This window comes from Halomonas binhaiensis (genome assembly GCF_008329985.2).
GTDB lineage: Bacteria > Pseudomonadota > Gammaproteobacteria > Pseudomonadales > Halomonadaceae > Halomonas > Halomonas binhaiensis.
In genome coordinates, this window is sequence record NZ_CP038437.2 from 3,037,015 (window position 1) to 3,052,137 (window position 15,123).

The following is a 15,123-nucleotide window of genomic DNA, read 5'->3' on the forward strand; positions in this document are numbered from 1 at the left end:
GACGTCTTCTGTCTTGTTGTCGAAGCAAGGCATGCCCGTCGGGAAACCTAGCTGCGTAGATCATTGAAAGCTTCCACCACTCGTTCTGCCAGGACTTCCCCTGCACTACCCAGGCCATCCCGACGCACCAGAGCAACCTGATAGTCGCCCAGGGGCGGCAGGCTGCCCTGCTCGAGACGCCGCAATGGAGAACGGATCAGCGCCAGAGGAAAGGGGGCCACGGCCAGGTCGGAAAGCATGGCTGCTTCCTGCCCTGCGCAATGCTCGCAGGTATATGCGACACGATAGTCCACGCCAGCATGGTCCAGGACATCCAGCGCAATCTTGCGCCAAGGGCAGCCATGATTGGCCAAGGCAACAGGCAAGGGCGTGCGCCGGGCGGCCACCCCGCCTTCGCGTCCGACCCATACCAGAGGCTCACTATGCACAACCTCACCGATTGTCGTCTGGCCATTCATTCCAGCGGTGACCAATGCCAGATCCAGTTCTCCACTATCCAGCCGTTTCAACATCTCCACACTGCTGCCGACCACGACATCGACCTGCACCGCAGGATGTGAACGAGCAAACTGAGACAAGACGCCAGGCAAAATGCGAGTACCGACATCATCGGTGGTCCCCAGGCCCACCCTTCCTTCCAGGGAAGGGGCCAGGAACTGGGTCACGGCTTCCTCGTTGAGCTTGAGCAAGCGTCGCCCGTAACCCAACAGCATTTCGCCTTCCGCAGTCAGGCGAACCTGGCGCGCCTCACGCACGAACAGTGTCTGGCCCAGCATCTCTTCCAGACGCTTGATCTGCATGCTCAACGCTGAAGGCGTGCGGAATACCAATCTCGCAGCACGCGTGAAACTGCCACTCTCGGCAATGGCAACGAAAGTACGCAGTACTTCTGTGTCCAGCAGTGGCAGTGCGGCACGCCCGGGAACAGCGGATATCTGATTCATGGCCCCACCTTTCAATTTTTCTTAAAGATGAATGTAGAGCTTTTCGTTGGATTGATCAAAGATTCAGATCCATGCTGTCACCCAGAGGTCGCGACCCTCCCCCTTCAACCCGATTCGCACCGGCCGCATGCAGCGGTTGTGTGCAGGGAGGTATCAGATGAATCAGCACGATCCACTTGCTCATGCCCAGTTTGACAAGGACGCCCCAACATCACCGCCGGAAAGGCTGGACTACTACATGCCTGCCACACCGCCGCTGGGGCTGGTCCATGCGCTCGAATACTGGTGGTGGACCTATCGCCGCCGTCGGCATTTCCGCCGCAGTGTGCGGCCACTGCTGGAGTATGACGATGCACTGCTGGCAGACATGGGACTCCGACATGGTGACCTGGTGTGGGCACTACGTCTCCCGCTCAAGGAAGATGCATTGAGTGCCCTATCGGCATGTCGACTCCAGGGAATGGAGACTGCAGATAGACTGCAGATAGTGAAGAGGAAGGCTGCAGTGCCGAATACAGCAGAGGAGAAAGCATCAGCGAAGCATGCGGCATCAAGGAGTGTCATGCGATGCTATCGGTGAAATGATTGGCCAATGCAAAGTGCTCTCAATCAGATTTGAGGGCACTTTGCAGCATCGGTGCCTGCTGTTGCAGATGACGCCATAGCTGGTTCAAGACAGGCCCATGCGGTCTATCCCTCCGTCTTGCTGCCACCAGTTCCTCTATGCTGCCTGGCAAACAGTCGCTGGCGATCGAGCGCAATCGGCCATCATGCAATTCCTCTTCAATCAGAAAACGTGGCATATGTCCCCACCCTAGGCCCTGCAGAATAAAGTCCTTTTTCATCAACTGATCGGCTACCGTGCACTGGTGGGCATCCGCCAGCATGAAGTAATCCGATGATGGCGTATGGCGTGCCGTATCACGCATGATGCACTGGGTGTAATCACGCATATGTTCAGGCTCGAGCACTCTTGGAGCCCCTGCTGGCAACAAGCTATCAGCGATCACCGGAATAAATGGCACCTTGCACAGATCAATCCATTCGATCCGTGGATCTCGTTTATCGACACGATGCAGAATCAGGTCAGCATCGCCATCGAGCAATCGCTCCCAAGGGCCGGTGACAGCCTCGAAATGCAAATGCAATCGAGTATCAGGGTGACAGGCGAAGAACCTACCCAGCAGGCCGAGCATCTCCGCACGCGGACAGAAATCACCGATCACCACATGCAGTTCACTTTCCGCCCCCATGGCCAGTTGCTCGGCGTGAGTACGCAGGCCCTCCATTTCACGTAGCAGCGCATGAGCCCGGCGATGAAATGAACGCCCCGCTTCGGTCGGGCGTACCCGATAGCCACTACGGTCCAGCAAGCCAAGACCAAGCTGCTGTTCCAGCTTGGCAACGGCAGCAAATACCGCAGGATGTGAGCGATTCAGTTCCAGGGCAGCTGCCTGGAAACCACCGCCACGTATCACGGCATCAAAGCACTGCAACTCATGCAAGGTGAAATGGCTCATGTCGGCTTCACTCTGCCTCTCTCCCCAATTTGACCATCTCTGTCAGCTATACCTACAGAGTTATTAGATTCTTTGTAATATCAGTTGAAAGCATTCGCAACTAGGATTCATGGCACTGGCCGATGGGAATGCCCAGGCGCACAGATGATGCGCCCGGGTAACCCAGAAACTGATCCTGTTGAGGAGATGACTTTCATGAACACACGCACTTTCATTACCACCGGTGACGGCGCCCGCATCCATTACCGCTTCGATGGCGAAGGCGACAAGCCGATATTGCTCCTGTCCAACTCCATCGCCACCACCTTGCAGATGTGGGATGCCCAGGTTCAGGAACTGACAAGACATTTTCAGGTACTGCGTTATGACACCCGCGGACACGGAGCCTCCAGCGTTCCCGCTGGCCCCTACTCGCTCGATCGCTTCGGCCGCGACGTCATCGAGCTGCTCGATGCCCTGAACATCGAGCGCGTGCACTTTCTGGGCCTGTCACTCGGCGGAATCATCGGTCAGTGGCTGGGAGTCCATGCACCTGATCGGATAGATCGCCTGATCCTGAGTAACACTTCGCCTTACCTCGGCCCCTCCGAGCAATGGGACCAACTGGTCACTTGTGCACAGCAAGCTTCCGACATGTCGGAATTCGCCAACATGTTCCTCAACAACTGGTTTCCGGCGCATATGCTGGAGGCTCAGCCCCCTGTAATAGAAGACTTCCGCCGCATGGTGCTGAGCACAGACCCACAGGGCTTGGCAGGGGCGTATGCGGCCATTCGCGATTTGGATCTTCGCCGAACCATTGCGCTTGTCGAGCGCCCGACATTGGTGATTGCCGGCCAGTACGACAACGTGACGGCCCTTGCTCATGGAGAGCAGATTGCCGCGACAATTCCCGGCTCGACACTGCAAGTCTTGCCTTCGGTACATCTGCCAAACATCGAGTTTCCCATCGAGTTCATGCACACCGTGCTCACGTTCCTGCAGGCCAGCGACGAGCATGACTCAGACATGAAAACGGAACGCAGCGAAACCGCAATGAGTCGTGGTTTTTAGATTATCCGTCAGTTCTTTTCTATTCGCGGCGGTGTATCTCGCCGCGATTCGTGCAGGCGATTAGGGTGGCAAGGCAGTACTGACAATAACCTCATAACGTACGACAAGGATCATAATGAAACTGACCCCCACCCTGATGGCAGCGGCAATTGCCGCTGCCCTGGCAGGCCCCGTGCAAGCCGCACCGTTACTGAGCACCGACATCATCAAAGTGGGTGATGCTGAACACATCGAGGCCAATGCCTGGGTCGAAATCAATCAGGCTGCCTTCGAAGACAACATCCGCAAGGTTCAGGAGCTGCTCGGCGGAGAATCGGACATGTGTGCCATCATGAAGGCCGATGCCTATGGTCATGGCATTTCCAATCTCATGCCGTCGATCATCGCCATGGGCGTTCCCTGTGTTGGTGTCGCCAGTAACGAAGATGCCCGGGCAGTACGAGCCAGCGGCTTCGAGGGACGCTTGATGCGGGTGCGAAGCGCGACACCAGAAGAGATTCAAGGCGCCTTCGATTACCAGATGGAAGAGCTGTTTGGCGATCTCAGTGCAGCACAAGAGGCAGCCGACCTGGCCGCGGAAGCGGGCATCACGCTGCGCTATCATCTGGGGCTCAATGCCGGTGGCATGGGACGTAATGGCCTGGCGCTGGATACCGAATCAGGACGCGAGGAAGCCTTGGCCCTGGTCGACCTCCCCCATCTAGAGCTAGCGGGCATCATGACCCATTTTGCCTTCGAGGACGCCGATTGGGTTCGCCAGGGATTGGCACGTTTCGAGGAACAGAGCGACTGGCTGATCAACAAGGCCAACCTGGATCGTGACGCCCTGACCCTGCATACCGCCAACTCTTTCACCACCATGGAAGTTCCAGAGGCTCGCCTCGACATGGTGCGTCCAGGCGGTTTGCTGTATGGCGACTTGCCACACTACCCCCAGTTTCACCCGGTCATGTCCTTCAAGACTCGAGTGGCTTCAGTCAACGACTATCCTGCCGGTAGTGGCGTAGGCTATGACAATATCCACACGCTGGAACGCGACAGCGTTCTGGCCAACCTTCCCGTGGGCTATTCCGATGGCTATCGTCGGGTGTTCAGCGATAAAGCCCATGTGCTGATCCATGGTGAACGAGTGCCCATATTAGGACGGGTTTCCATGAACACCATCATGGTAGATGTCACCGACCTGCCTGGTGTAGAGGCCGGGGATGAAGTGGTGCTCTATGGCGTCCAGGACAAAGGACACATATCCATCGCCGAACTGGAGGAACTCAACGGTTCACTGCTGGCGGATGTCTATACCATGTGGGGCAACTCCAATCCCAAGGTTCTCAACCCTACCGAGCCTGACTGAGAGGTTTGGTTTTCATCCTCCCTCAATCAAGACGCCGCCCTCGGGCGGCGTCTTTCCATTTCACGGATGTGTCCCAGGGATCTTCTTCATCCAGGACACCCGTAAAGGGTCAATACAGCACATCAGGGGGCGGTTCAAGGCTGGATTGAAAGGTTTCGATGGCACTTTCGGCTTCTTCTATCGCGTCGAAACGAGCGATGTGGAACAACGCTTCACCTTCATTGGCCAGCGGCAGGCGGCTCATGCCGATCACAATGCCATCGGCCATGGAAAGTACCTCTCCCTCCGCGTTACCAAATGGGCCCGTTACCACTCCCAGGCGCTCGCCTTTGGACACTCGAGCTCCAAGGCGGACGTGGGGCCGAAGAATGCCATCGATGGGCGCCCTGGCCCAGCTCGACCCATTGGCGATTTCTGCCGGTGCAGGCGGACGGCGGCGCTGTTCACCGCTGAGCATGCCAAGGCGCCGCATGACCCGCAGTACTCCCCGCACCCCCGCAGTGATGGCCCACTCATCGAAGCGCAGGGCCTCTCCCGCCTCATAGGTCAACACTGGAATGCCCTTTCCCTGAGCATAATGACGCAGACTGCCCTCACGCAGTTCAGCGTTGAGAATGATCGGAGCACCAAAGGCATCTGCCATGCGCCGTGTCTCATCTCCCGCCCCGTTCAACTGTGCTCGAATCTGCGGCAGATTGGTGCGGTGAATCGCACCTGTATGCAGATCAATGATATGGCTGGCATGATCGACGATCTGCTCTCGGAACAACGAGGCAATACGTCCCCCCAGAGATCCTGATTCACTACCTGGGAAGCAACGGTTAAGGTCGCGGCGGTCCGGTAGATAACGGCTGTGCTGCACAAAACCGAAGACGTTAACGATAGGCACCGCGATCAAGGTACCTTTCAGGCGATTGATCTGCCGGGAACGCAACAGGCGTCGAACGATTTCGACCCCATTGATTTCATCTCCGTGAATCGCACTACATACCAGCAGCGTCGGCCCATGTTGGCGGCCATGGACCACTTCCACGGGAATATCCAGCGGAGCATGGGTGTAAAGCTTGGCGACAGGAACGTCGATTTGAATACGACTACCGGGAGCCACACGTATCCCGGCCAATTCAAAGGGAGCACGAGCCATGGGTCTTCCTTAATTTCACGGCTTCCGGTGGTCGGCATGACCTCGGTCAAAGATCCTTATACCGTGATACAACAGAGATGTCGTTGGTGGCGCCCGCTAGACTCAAGCAGGCTTAGGCCTTCTTTAACCTTCTGCGCCCCGCAGCATAATTAGGTAGAATACAGACCTACGTCAACCACAAGAGATTTCACCCAACGATGGCGCGTCGCACCAAGGCTGAAGCCGCTGAAACCAAGGAAGCACTACTGGATGCTGCTGAACAAGTGTTTCTTGAAGTAGGGGTAACACGCGCATCTCTGGAGCAGATTTCACGCTGTGCCGGCCTGACCCGGGGCGCGCTCTATTGGCATTTCCGTAACAAGGAAGACCTGTTCCGGGCGATGATAAACCGTGTCAGCATTCCTTTTCAGGAACTGATCTCGGGACTTGACGACCCAACCCTGGCCGACCGGCCATTGGACGCCATTCGCCTGGCCTGCCATGCAGGTGCTCGTCAGCTCGACACGCCTCGTCATCGGCGTGTGCATGGAATTCTATTGCATCACTGTGAACGCACATCAAGCTTCGACCCAATGTCCATCAAGGATGAGTTCGTCTGCGAGACACATCACACCTTGCTGCAGCACTTCCGCGAGGCATACAGCAAGGGCCAGTTGCGGGAGGACCTCACCCCAGAACTGGCCACTGACATCTTCCATTATTCACTCAGCGGCATGTTCTGGGAGTGGTTGCGTGCACCAGAGGCCTTTTCCCTGAGCCAACGTGGCCCTGTGCTGATTGATAAGCTGATCGATATGATGCGTCGCTCATCACCTCAGTGATGAGCGTGGTTATGATGGGAATGGTTGTGATGGTGGGAGTGCTCTGTTCCATGGCCATTGGAGTGATGCTGTTCCGGCTCATGACGTTCGATCAGATGCAGTCTCACCAGCCGTGTCCGCGCATCCAGAAAGTCCTGCTCGGCAACGGAGCGATAACGATCTTCATCGGCCAGATACTTGACCAGCACACGCACCTCGCCTTCCTTGGGCATGCATCCAGGCTTGCCATGCAGGCAGACCTCGCGAGAACCATCTGAGCACAGCACCGCACGGCAACAGCCTGCGGCATCGACATAGCCCACAACCTGAACCCGCTCCCCCAGCAGACAGCGCTGATTGACAGCAGGATTGTGGCGAAACTTGCGCAACAATCTGCGACAGGCTCGTGCAGCCAGCGGCGCAGATACCGCTAGTGCCGCCCACAGCACAACCAGCCCCAACGGAATGATGACGACCTTCAGATCGAACCAGCGCAGAACCAGCAGCTCGGCGAGCAATGTGAAGGCTCCGGCAAAAACAAACAGGACCGTCAGCGCAACGGACACCGGGATACCCGCAAAACCCAGCGACACCATGGTGCTGGCCAGATTGTCATTACGTAGGCTGTCGTGCTCGAACAATTGCAGTGGCGCAATATGCACCGCCACCAATAGCCAGTAAAGCGCAATTACAGGAAGTAGCAGCGTGAAGAAGATCAGCGGATAACTGAGAGCAACGTCAACAATCACACTCATGTCCATGGTCATCTCCCCCCAGTTTGACGGTTTGCCTGTCTGTCTTCAGGTTTCCCCTACTCTTTCAGAATAGTCCCCCAGGCACTCAATCAGCCATGTCTAATTGAAAAAATTTCCTTTTCCAACAACATGTTGCATCGCACAAAAAAACGAACACCGCCAATTGGCGGTGTTCGTTCAGTCATTTGCTTCTAACGCTATTACCTGCAGAAGCGGATTAGGACTTGGGCGACTCCAGGACCGGAGCCTCGTCATTCTTGTCGCCTTTGTCTTCCTCGCTGTCCTTGTTGCCGAACAGCTTATGGGAAACTGTAGCGATCATGGCATAGAACGACGGAACGAAGCAGCTCCCCAGAACAGCAACTGATGCCATGCCCATGGCGACTGTCGTACCGATGTGGTGACTGCTGGTGTCACTGGCACCTGTCGCTATCGCCAGCGGCAAGGTACCAAAGATGAATGCCATGGAGGTCATCACGATCGGACGGAAACGCAGGTGCGCCGCCGTTTCAGCCGCCTCACGGATGGTCTTGCCCATTTCCTTGCGCTGAAGCTCAGCGAACTCAACGATCAGAATGGCATTCTTCGCTGCCAACCCGATGACCACCAGCACCCCGATCTGCACATAGACACTGGTATCCAGACCTCGCATGGCGATCCCCGTAATACCACCAAGGAAGGCAAAGGGTGTCGCGGTAAGTACCGCCAGAGGCAGTGACCAGCTTTCATACTGGGCAGCCAGGATCAGGAACACCATGATCAGACCAAAGACGATGGCAATAGTGCCAGCATTACCCTGGGAGCTTTCCTGATAGGCCGTACCGGTCCAGCCCATGCCCCATTCCGACCCCAGCGTGTCCTCCACGATGCGGTCCATGGCCTGGATAGCCTGGGTCGACGAGTAGCCCGGAGCGGGTCCACCCTGGAACTGCGCTGCCGCATATACGCCAAAGCGAGTCACGACTGACGGAGCAGCCTGACGCTTGAGCGTCACGAACTCGGACAGCGGGATACGCTCGCCATTGCCACCGCGGACATAAACGCTGTTGATGTCCTCAGGCGTGTCGCGATACTCCGCCTCATTCTGCAGATACACCTGGAAGTTACGGTTCTGATAACTGAAGAAGTTGACGAAACCGTTACCAAAGGTGTTCGACAGAGTCGCATTGAGGTCGGTCAACGAGACACCATAGCTCAGCGCCTTCTGTTGATCGATCTCAGCTCGATAAGACGGCACATTGACGCTGAAGGTAGAGAACACCTGGTTCAGCTCGGGATCGGCGTTGGCTTTCTGCATCACCTTGAGCGAGGCCATGTAGATCTCTTCCGGCGTGGCCCCGCCATAAGACTGCAGGTAGCCTTCAAAACCACCTGTGGTCGACAGACCAATGATCGGGGGCATGTTGAAGGCCAGCGTCGTACCGCCATCCACTTCCGCCCCGATCTGCATCACTCGGCCGATCAGGTCATAGGCTGAGGTGGTTCGCTCCGCCCAAGGCTCCATATTGATGAAGATGACCCCCCGGGCAGTGTTCACCGAACCTGTGAGCATGTCGTAGCCTGCGATGGCCGAAGAATATTGCACGCCTGGGAATTCTTCGATCTTCTCACTGACCTTGCGCATGTACTCATTGGTTCGGGCCAAGGAAGCGGAGTCCGGAAGCTGTACCGCAGCGATGACAATCCCCTGGTCAGTTTCAGGCACCAGCGTCGACGGTGTATGGCTATACAGCCACCAGGAGCCAACGCCGACCAGCGCCACCAGCACCAGCGTCAACCACCATGCCCTGATCAGCAATCTCACCACGACCATGAACACATGGGTACAGCCAGCAAAGAAGCGGTCGAACAAACGCAGTGGCGTGCGCAGCGCACGCATGACCGCCGACTCTTTCTGATGCAGGTCGTGCTTGATGAAGATCGCCGACAAGGCCGGAGTGAAGGTCAGTGCCATCAGCGCCGAGAATGCCACCGAGATGGCAATGGTCAAGGCGAACTGCTGATAGATCTGCCCGGTGAAGCCGCCCAGGAAGGCCACTGGAACAAAGATGGCAGCCATGATCAACGATGTTGCGATGACCGGGCCACCAACTTCCTTCATGGCCTGAATGGTGGCCTGCCGGACAGTAACATCTTCATCTTCCGAAAGTACTCGTTCGACGTTTTCCACCACGAGAATGGCGTCATCGACCACGATACCTATCGATAGCACCAAGGCGAACAGAGTCAACAGATTGATGGAGAAACCAAAGGCATAGAAACCCGCAAAGGTAGCCAGCACCGAGACCGGTACCACCGACATGGCGATTACCGTGAAACGCCAGTTCTGCAGGAAGATGAATAGAATGACACCCACAATCAGGAACGCTTCAATGAAGGTATGCAGTACTGTCTCTACCGATGCGTCGATGAACAGCGTGGTGTCATAAGGCGTCACGAACTCCAGGCCCGGCGGGAAGCGTCCTTGAAGCTCTTCCATCTTGGCCTTGACCAGGTCTGCGGTTTCCAGAGCATTGGCCCCGGGCTGCTGGTTGATGATGATGGGCGCCATGGTGGCCCCATTCAAGCGTGCATCAACCCCATAGGACGATGCACCCAGCTCGATACGTGCCACATCCTTGAGCCGCAACGCCGAGCCATCCGGATTGGTACGCAGCAGAATGTCACGGAACTCATCGGCACTGGCCAGACGGCCACCAGCAGTGATGGTGTAGGTGAACGCACGTGGATTATCGATCGGCGTGGACGCCAGGCTACCTGCCGGTACCTCGGTGTTCTGGGAACGGATAGCCGTCGCCACTTCACTGGGCGTCAGGTCATACTCGGCCAGCTTGTTCGGGTCCATCCAGATACGCATGGCAAACTCGCCACCACCAAGCACCTCGGCCTCACCGACACCAGGCAACTGGCGCAGTTCATCGAGGATATTCAGGGTCGCGTAGTTCTGCATGTAGATGTTGTCGTAGTCCCCCTGAGGAGAAATCAACGCCACCAGCATCAGGATGGAGCTGGAACTCAACTCCACGGTCACACCCTGCTGTTGCACCGCTTCCGGCAACTGCGACAGGGCGCCCTGCACCTTGTTGTTGACGTTGATGGTATTGATATCGCCATCGGTTCCGATATCAAAGGCTACCGACAGGCTCATCGTACCGTTGTCGGAACTGGTCGAGGTCATGTAGATCATGTTCTCGACACCGTTGATGGCTTCAGCCAAGGGGGCTGCCACGGTCTGCGCCACCGTCTCGGCATCCGCGCCCGGGAAGGTCGCGGATACAGAGACCGTCGGCGGCACCACGCTCGGGTACTGCTCGATCGGCAGCACCCGCATGCTCATGGCGCCGATGATCGTCAGTATCAGCGCCAGGACCGTGGCGAAGATCGGTCGCTTGATGAAGAAGTTGGCGAAATTCATTCGTTACCCTCTCCCTGCGCCTCCTGCGCCTCCTGGCTGTCCCCACCACTGGACATCGGTGCCTGTTGCGCGGCATTGACATCACTATTGGAGGATTCAGCATTACCCTCTGGCGCTGCTTCAGCTGCGCCAGATTGTGCGGCAGGAGCCTGCTCTTGCGACGGATCCTGAGCCTGGCTCTCGCCAGCACCAGCGGCAGGAGCAGCACCACCGCCCTGAGCCTTCGCTTCAGCGGCCGCCTTGGCATCTTGGATGCGTTTCATCAGGGCAGCAGCATCACCATCGAACGGCTGCGGATCAATTGGCATACCTGGCTGAATGCTGGCAGGGTCACCCACAATGACGCGCTCGCCAGGTTTGACACCATCCAGCAGGATCTGCCATGGCCCAGCTTCTTCGCCAAGCTGCACAGGGCGTGCCCGAGCAGTATTATCCTGATCAAGCACATAAACCTGTGGTCCCATCAACCCTTGGGTCAAGGCCAGCTCCGGCACGGCCAGAACGTTGTAGCGCTTCATGCCTGACAGGCGCACACGCACAAACTGCCCCGGGAGAAAGTGTCCCTCGGGATTGGCGAACTTGGCCTGAGCCTGAACCGTACTGGTCGAAGGATCGACACGAGAGCCCAGGAAGTCCATCTGGCCCTGCAACTGACCCGACTCACCACCGCTCAGCCCAGGAATCTCGAGTGTTGCCTTGATATCGGACAGCGATTGGCTCTTGAGCTGACGACGCATCTCGAAGGCATCCGCCTGGGGCAACTGAAAGCGTACTTCCAGTGGATCCAGCGGCGTGATGGTGGTCAGTTCGGTGCCAGAGCTGACCAGGTTGCCGATATTGACTTCACTCAATCCAATCAGGCCCGATACCGGCGCCTTTACTGCGGCATAGTTCAGGTCCAGCTGCGCTGTTTCCAGGGCTGCCTGAGCCTGAGCCACATTGGCTCGTGCTACTCGTGCATCGGCCAGGGCCTGGTCAAGCTGCTGGCGGCTGACAGAATTCTGGTTGGCCAGAGCCTGATAGCGAGTTGCATCACTTTCGGCCCGGGCCTTTTGCGCCTGAGCACTTTCCAGATCCGCCTTGCGCTCGTTCACGGTCGCCTGATACAGATCCGGTTCGATGGAATACAGGCTTTGCCCTTTTTCCACAACATCACCCGGTTCGAAGCGTCTTTCCTCGATGATACCGGTAACACGCGCGACCAAAATGACTTCCTCGTCACTGGTCAACTTGGAGGGGTAGGACTTGTCCAGTGGAACATCCTGCCGTTCAAGAGCAGCCACTTCTACTGGCTTGGCCGGGGCTTGACCAGCCTCCCCTTGATTCTGTCCTTCGTCTTGACCACAACCGGCAAGCCATAGCGCTGCCGCCAGGACCACCAGTGGGCGGCCTCGTGAGTATGCGATTTTCATCCCTTACTTCCTCAGGGGGGGTGAATCTATCAACAAGAGGCCGGCCATACTGGGCCGGCGCTCTGTCTCATTTCTACGTATCCTGAGACACCGTTATTGTTCCAGTTGTGGGCGCTCACCAATATCCAGGGCAGCGTCGTAAGTGCCCCCATTATTCTCCGGCAGCGTGAATGTCACCTGACCACTCGACTGCAGGTATTGGTTGATGGTCTCAATAGCCGCCTCATCCAGCACACCAGCCTGACGGCGCAGCGTGAGGAGATTGGTCACATAGCTGTAGCGGGCATCGGCATAATTGGCGATGGCGTTGTACAGGTTCTGCTCGGCGCTCAACACATCGACGATATTACGAGTGCCGACCTCATACCCTGCGCGCGTCGCATCCAGTGCACTCTGGGAGGAGACGATCGTCTGCTGACGTGCCGCTACGGTAGAGACATCGTTGCTGACCTGGGTGTATAGGGCCCGTACCTGCTGAATAGTCTCGCGGCGCTGAGACTCGAAGTCGTACTGGCTGGACTCGAGGTTATAGGTGTTCTGACGAATGGAAGCACTGGTACGGCCGCCCGTATACAGAGGCAGGGACGCATTGACGCCAACCTGACCAGTAGAGTTGTAATCTTCCAGATAGTCTTGATCGTCGTCAGCGTAGGAGTAGTTGACGAAGCCTGATACCACCGGCAGACGATCAGCCTTGGACACACTGACCTGCTCGCGTGCCACGTCTACACCAGACTTCTGCGCCAGCAAATCCGGACTGCTTTCTATTGCCGTGTCGATCCAGGCATCACGGCTGCTCGGCGTCGGCAGGGCAATCGGCAACTCGTCCTGGAGCTTGTCGATGCTGTCGTAACGCTTGCCAGTCAAGCGCTCGAGGGCTTCGAAGGCAACCTGCAGATCGCTTTCGGCAGAAATGCGATCGGCCCGTGACTGGTCAAAGGTGGCACGTGCCTCTTCCACATCGGTGATGGCCACCAGGCCCACGTCGAACTGCTCCTGAACCTGCTCTAACTGACGGCCAATGGCGCGTTCCTGAGCACGGCGTGCATCGAGAATATCGTTGGCCCGCAGGATGTCGAAATATGCGGTTGCCGTGTCGATCAATACTTGCTGCTCGGTAGCGGCCAGAACATAGGTCTGCTGGTCGATCTGCTTCTCGGCAACCCCTACCTCACGACTGTTGCGAGCATCGTAGATCGCTTGCGTCGCTTCAAGGTTGAGGCCATAACTGGTGTAGCGATCATCGCCCACCGTACCGCTGAAACCTTTCTGACTCTGCTGTTCGAAGACACTGTTATAGGCCACTTCACCAGAGGCAGTCAGCTGCGGCAACAAGTCGGCCCGAGCGACGTTGCGATTTTCTTCCGTTCCACTGGTAGTAGCACGTGCAGACGCCAGATCCGAGTTGTTGTCGAGAGCATCGCGGGTAATAGTGAGAAGGTCGGCGGCCTGTACCTGGCCAGCCAACAATGCCGCCACCATTGCACCGAGCAGCCGTCGGGACATGTTCGGACGGGCTGCCGGTGAATCGAGACGAGAAGGCGTCATGGGAGATTCCTCGAGTCTGTTCCTTAGCGGAGGTTCATTTACATACATTGTCGCATGTTTAACGCACAAAACTAAAGTCGATCGTGCAAGAGTGATGGAAATTTCGCCGCCTTGCACATCGGATCGACCTGTCGCTACGCTGCTATGCAGTAATCCCGGCCATTGCCCCTCCCGTGGCCCATTCTCTGGACGAATGCAGGAGCCGACATGGATAGCCTTAGCATGGTAACGGTGAGAGAGCTGGAAGTCGCAGTACGGATATGGCACCCGGGTGCCCCTCGCACCGTCATTGCCTGGCATGGCCTGGCTCGTCATGGCGGTGATTTCGAGGACATGGCCAGGCTGTTGGGGCCAGAGTGGCGCATCCTCGCCCCTGATACTCCTGGTCGCGGCTTGTCGAGCTGGTCGCTGCATCCTGCCCATGATTACCTCTATTCCCACTATGAGACCATTGCAGTATCCATACTGGATCACTTCAACCTAGACAAAGTGTCCTGGATTGGCACGTCGATGGGGGGATTGCTGGGTATGTTTCTGGCAGCCTCTCCCAGGACCCAGGCACGCATCGAAAGCCTGGTGCTGAATGACGTGGGGCCAGAACTGGAATTGGACGGCCTGGCCGACCTGGCCAGATATTTCACCATCCCCCATCGCTTCAGCCGATTGAGTCAGCTTGAGACAGAGTTGCGGCAACACTATGCCAGTTTCGGTATTCAAAGCGATGAAGCCTGGCAGCGCATGACCCTGAGCAGTGCCAGGCGCCTTCCTGATGGTAGCTGGACCTTTCACTACGATCCGCGAATAGGCGAGCAATTCATCCATGATACCCCCCGCAACACCTGGGCTGACTGGGATGCAATCCGTTGCCCATTGATGGTAATCCGTGGCGCCGAGTCCCGATTGATTTCCGAGGATATCGTACGCCGCATGGCTGAACATCAACCAGGACTCGAAGTCCTGGTCGTCCCTGGCTGTGGTCATGCACCGATGCTTGACCGACCAGAGCAAGTGGAACCTATTCGCACATTCCTCGACACGCCACATCCCCGGGCGACTTCTGCGCCACCTCGCACACGCTGGTGGCATCGTCTGTTAGGGCAAAATCAGCCCCGCTGATCCTCCCTAAACCTGATGCGCGCTGTACGTGTCTACTCAATCATAACGACGCCAATCACAAGGAG

At 57.1% G+C, this 15,123-nt stretch carries 12 protein-coding genes; 5 read left to right on the forward strand and 7 right to left on the reverse strand.

Annotated features, from left to right (window positions below; translation table 11 throughout):
- Nucleotides 1–47 precede the first annotated feature (47 nt).
- A complete protein-coding gene (locus E4T21_RS13410) occupies nucleotides 48–944 on the reverse strand; it encodes a LysR substrate-binding domain-containing protein (RefSeq protein ID WP_149285547.1) in 897 nt (298 codons plus the stop codon).
- Between the two features lie 157 nt (nucleotides 945–1,101).
- Between E4T21_RS13410 and E4T21_RS13415 the strand changes: the two genes are divergently transcribed.
- On the forward strand, nucleotides 1,102–1,524 hold the full coding sequence (locus E4T21_RS13415; protein ID WP_187774995.1) for a DUF1127 domain-containing protein: 423 nt from the start codon (nucleotides 1,102–1,104) through the stop codon (nucleotides 1,522–1,524).
- Nucleotides 1,525–1,549: 25 nt separating this feature from the next.
- Here the strand turns inward: E4T21_RS13415 and E4T21_RS13420 are convergent, their stop codons facing one another.
- Nucleotides 1,550–2,464: a LysR family transcriptional regulator gene (locus E4T21_RS13420; protein ID WP_149285549.1), complete on the reverse strand. Its 915-nt coding sequence runs from the start codon at nucleotides 2,462–2,464 to the stop codon at nucleotides 1,550–1,552.
- A 195-nt stretch (nucleotides 2,465–2,659) separates the two neighbouring features.
- Here E4T21_RS13420 and E4T21_RS13425 point away from each other — a divergent pair, with 195 nt between their 5' ends.
- Together E4T21_RS13425 and alr are read left to right on the forward strand one after the other, a co-directional pair.
- Nucleotides 2,660–3,517 (forward strand): alpha/beta fold hydrolase, encoded by an 858-nt coding sequence (locus E4T21_RS13425; protein WP_149285550.1) that lies wholly within the window; start codon nucleotides 2,660–2,662, stop codon nucleotides 3,515–3,517.
- 115 nt (nucleotides 3,518–3,632) lie between these two features.
- Nucleotides 3,633–4,868 (forward strand): alanine racemase, encoded by a 1,236-nt coding sequence (alr, locus tag E4T21_RS13430; RefSeq protein ID WP_149285551.1) that lies wholly within the window; start codon nucleotides 3,633–3,635, stop codon nucleotides 4,866–4,868.
- Between the two features lie 109 nt (nucleotides 4,869–4,977).
- Here the strand turns inward: alr and E4T21_RS13435 are convergent, their stop codons facing one another.
- Complete coding sequence (locus tag E4T21_RS13435) at nucleotides 4,978–6,012, reverse strand: succinylglutamate desuccinylase/aspartoacylase family protein (protein WP_149285552.1); 1,035 nt, start codon at nucleotides 6,010–6,012, stop codon at nucleotides 4,978–4,980.
- Nucleotides 6,013–6,209: 197 nt separating this feature from the next.
- Between E4T21_RS13435 and E4T21_RS13440 the strand changes: the two genes are divergently transcribed.
- Complete coding sequence (locus E4T21_RS13440) at nucleotides 6,210–6,833, forward strand: TetR family transcriptional regulator (protein WP_149285553.1); 624 nt, start codon at nucleotides 6,210–6,212, stop codon at nucleotides 6,831–6,833.
- On the opposite strand, the gene E4T21_RS13445 is transcribed toward E4T21_RS13440, so the two are convergent.
- The 4 genes from E4T21_RS13445 to E4T21_RS13460 all read right to left on the reverse strand — a co-directional run bounded on the left by E4T21_RS13445 (nucleotide 6,827) and on the right by E4T21_RS13460 (nucleotide 13,942).
- Nucleotides 6,827–7,567, reverse strand: coding sequence for a hypothetical protein (locus E4T21_RS13445; protein ID WP_149285554.1), 741 nt, complete (start codon nucleotides 7,565–7,567; stop codon nucleotides 6,827–6,829). The genes E4T21_RS13440 and E4T21_RS13445 overlap by 7 nt on opposite strands.
- Nucleotides 7,568–7,784: 217 nt before the next feature.
- Nucleotides 7,785–10,982: an efflux RND transporter permease subunit gene (locus E4T21_RS13450; protein ID WP_149285555.1), complete on the reverse strand. Its 3,198-nt coding sequence runs from the start codon at nucleotides 10,980–10,982 to the stop codon at nucleotides 7,785–7,787.
- Nucleotides 10,979–12,394, reverse strand: coding sequence for an efflux RND transporter periplasmic adaptor subunit (locus tag E4T21_RS13455; RefSeq protein WP_149285556.1), 1,416 nt, complete (start codon nucleotides 12,392–12,394; stop codon nucleotides 10,979–10,981). The genes E4T21_RS13450 and E4T21_RS13455 overlap by 4 nt, the downstream gene beginning before the upstream one ends.
- Before the next feature lie 93 nt (nucleotides 12,395–12,487).
- Nucleotides 12,488–13,942, reverse strand: coding sequence for a TolC family outer membrane protein (locus tag E4T21_RS13460; protein WP_149285557.1), 1,455 nt, complete (start codon nucleotides 13,940–13,942; stop codon nucleotides 12,488–12,490).
- Nucleotides 13,943–14,149: 207 nt separating this feature from the next.
- On the opposite strand from E4T21_RS13460, the gene E4T21_RS13465 reads away from it, so the two are divergent.
- The gene (locus E4T21_RS13465; protein WP_149285558.1) at nucleotides 14,150–15,058 is read left to right on the forward strand and encodes an alpha/beta fold hydrolase; all 909 of its coding nucleotides are present in this window, start codon (nucleotides 14,150–14,152) and stop codon (nucleotides 15,056–15,058) included.
- The last annotated feature ends 65 nt before the right edge of the window (nucleotides 15,059–15,123 follow it).

Coding starts and splice junctions, on each gene's coding strand:
- alr (WP_149285551.1), top strand. CDS start 3,633: ATGAAACTGACCCCCACCCTGATGGCAGCGGCAATTGCCGCTGCCCTG.
- E4T21_RS13455 (WP_149285556.1), bottom strand. CDS start 12,394: ATGAAAATCGCATACTCACGAGGCCGCCCACTGGTGGTCCTGGCGGCA.
- E4T21_RS13450 (WP_149285555.1), bottom strand. CDS start 10,982: ATGAATTTCGCCAACTTCTTCATCAAGCGACCGATCTTCGCCACGGTC.
- E4T21_RS13445 (WP_149285554.1), bottom strand. CDS start 7,567: ATGAGTGTGATTGTTGACGTTGCTCTCAGTTATCCGCTGATCTTCTTC.
- E4T21_RS13460 (WP_149285557.1), bottom strand. CDS start 13,942: ATGACGCCTTCTCGTCTCGATTCACCGGCAGCCCGTCCGAACATGTCC.
- E4T21_RS13420 (WP_149285549.1), bottom strand. CDS start 2,464: ATGAGCCATTTCACCTTGCATGAGTTGCAGTGCTTTGATGCCGTGATA.
- E4T21_RS13415 (WP_187774995.1), top strand. CDS start 1,102: ATGAATCAGCACGATCCACTTGCTCATGCCCAGTTTGACAAGGACGCC.
- E4T21_RS13410 (WP_149285547.1), bottom strand. CDS start 944: ATGAATCAGATATCCGCTGTTCCCGGGCGTGCCGCACTGCCACTGCTG.
- E4T21_RS13440 (WP_149285553.1), top strand. CDS start 6,210: ATGGCGCGTCGCACCAAGGCTGAAGCCGCTGAAACCAAGGAAGCACTA.
- E4T21_RS13465 (WP_149285558.1), top strand. CDS start 14,150: ATGGATAGCCTTAGCATGGTAACGGTGAGAGAGCTGGAAGTCGCAGTA.
- E4T21_RS13435 (WP_149285552.1), bottom strand. CDS start 6,012: ATGGCTCGTGCTCCCTTTGAATTGGCCGGGATACGTGTGGCTCCCGGT.
- E4T21_RS13425 (WP_149285550.1), top strand. CDS start 2,660: ATGAACACACGCACTTTCATTACCACCGGTGACGGCGCCCGCATCCAT.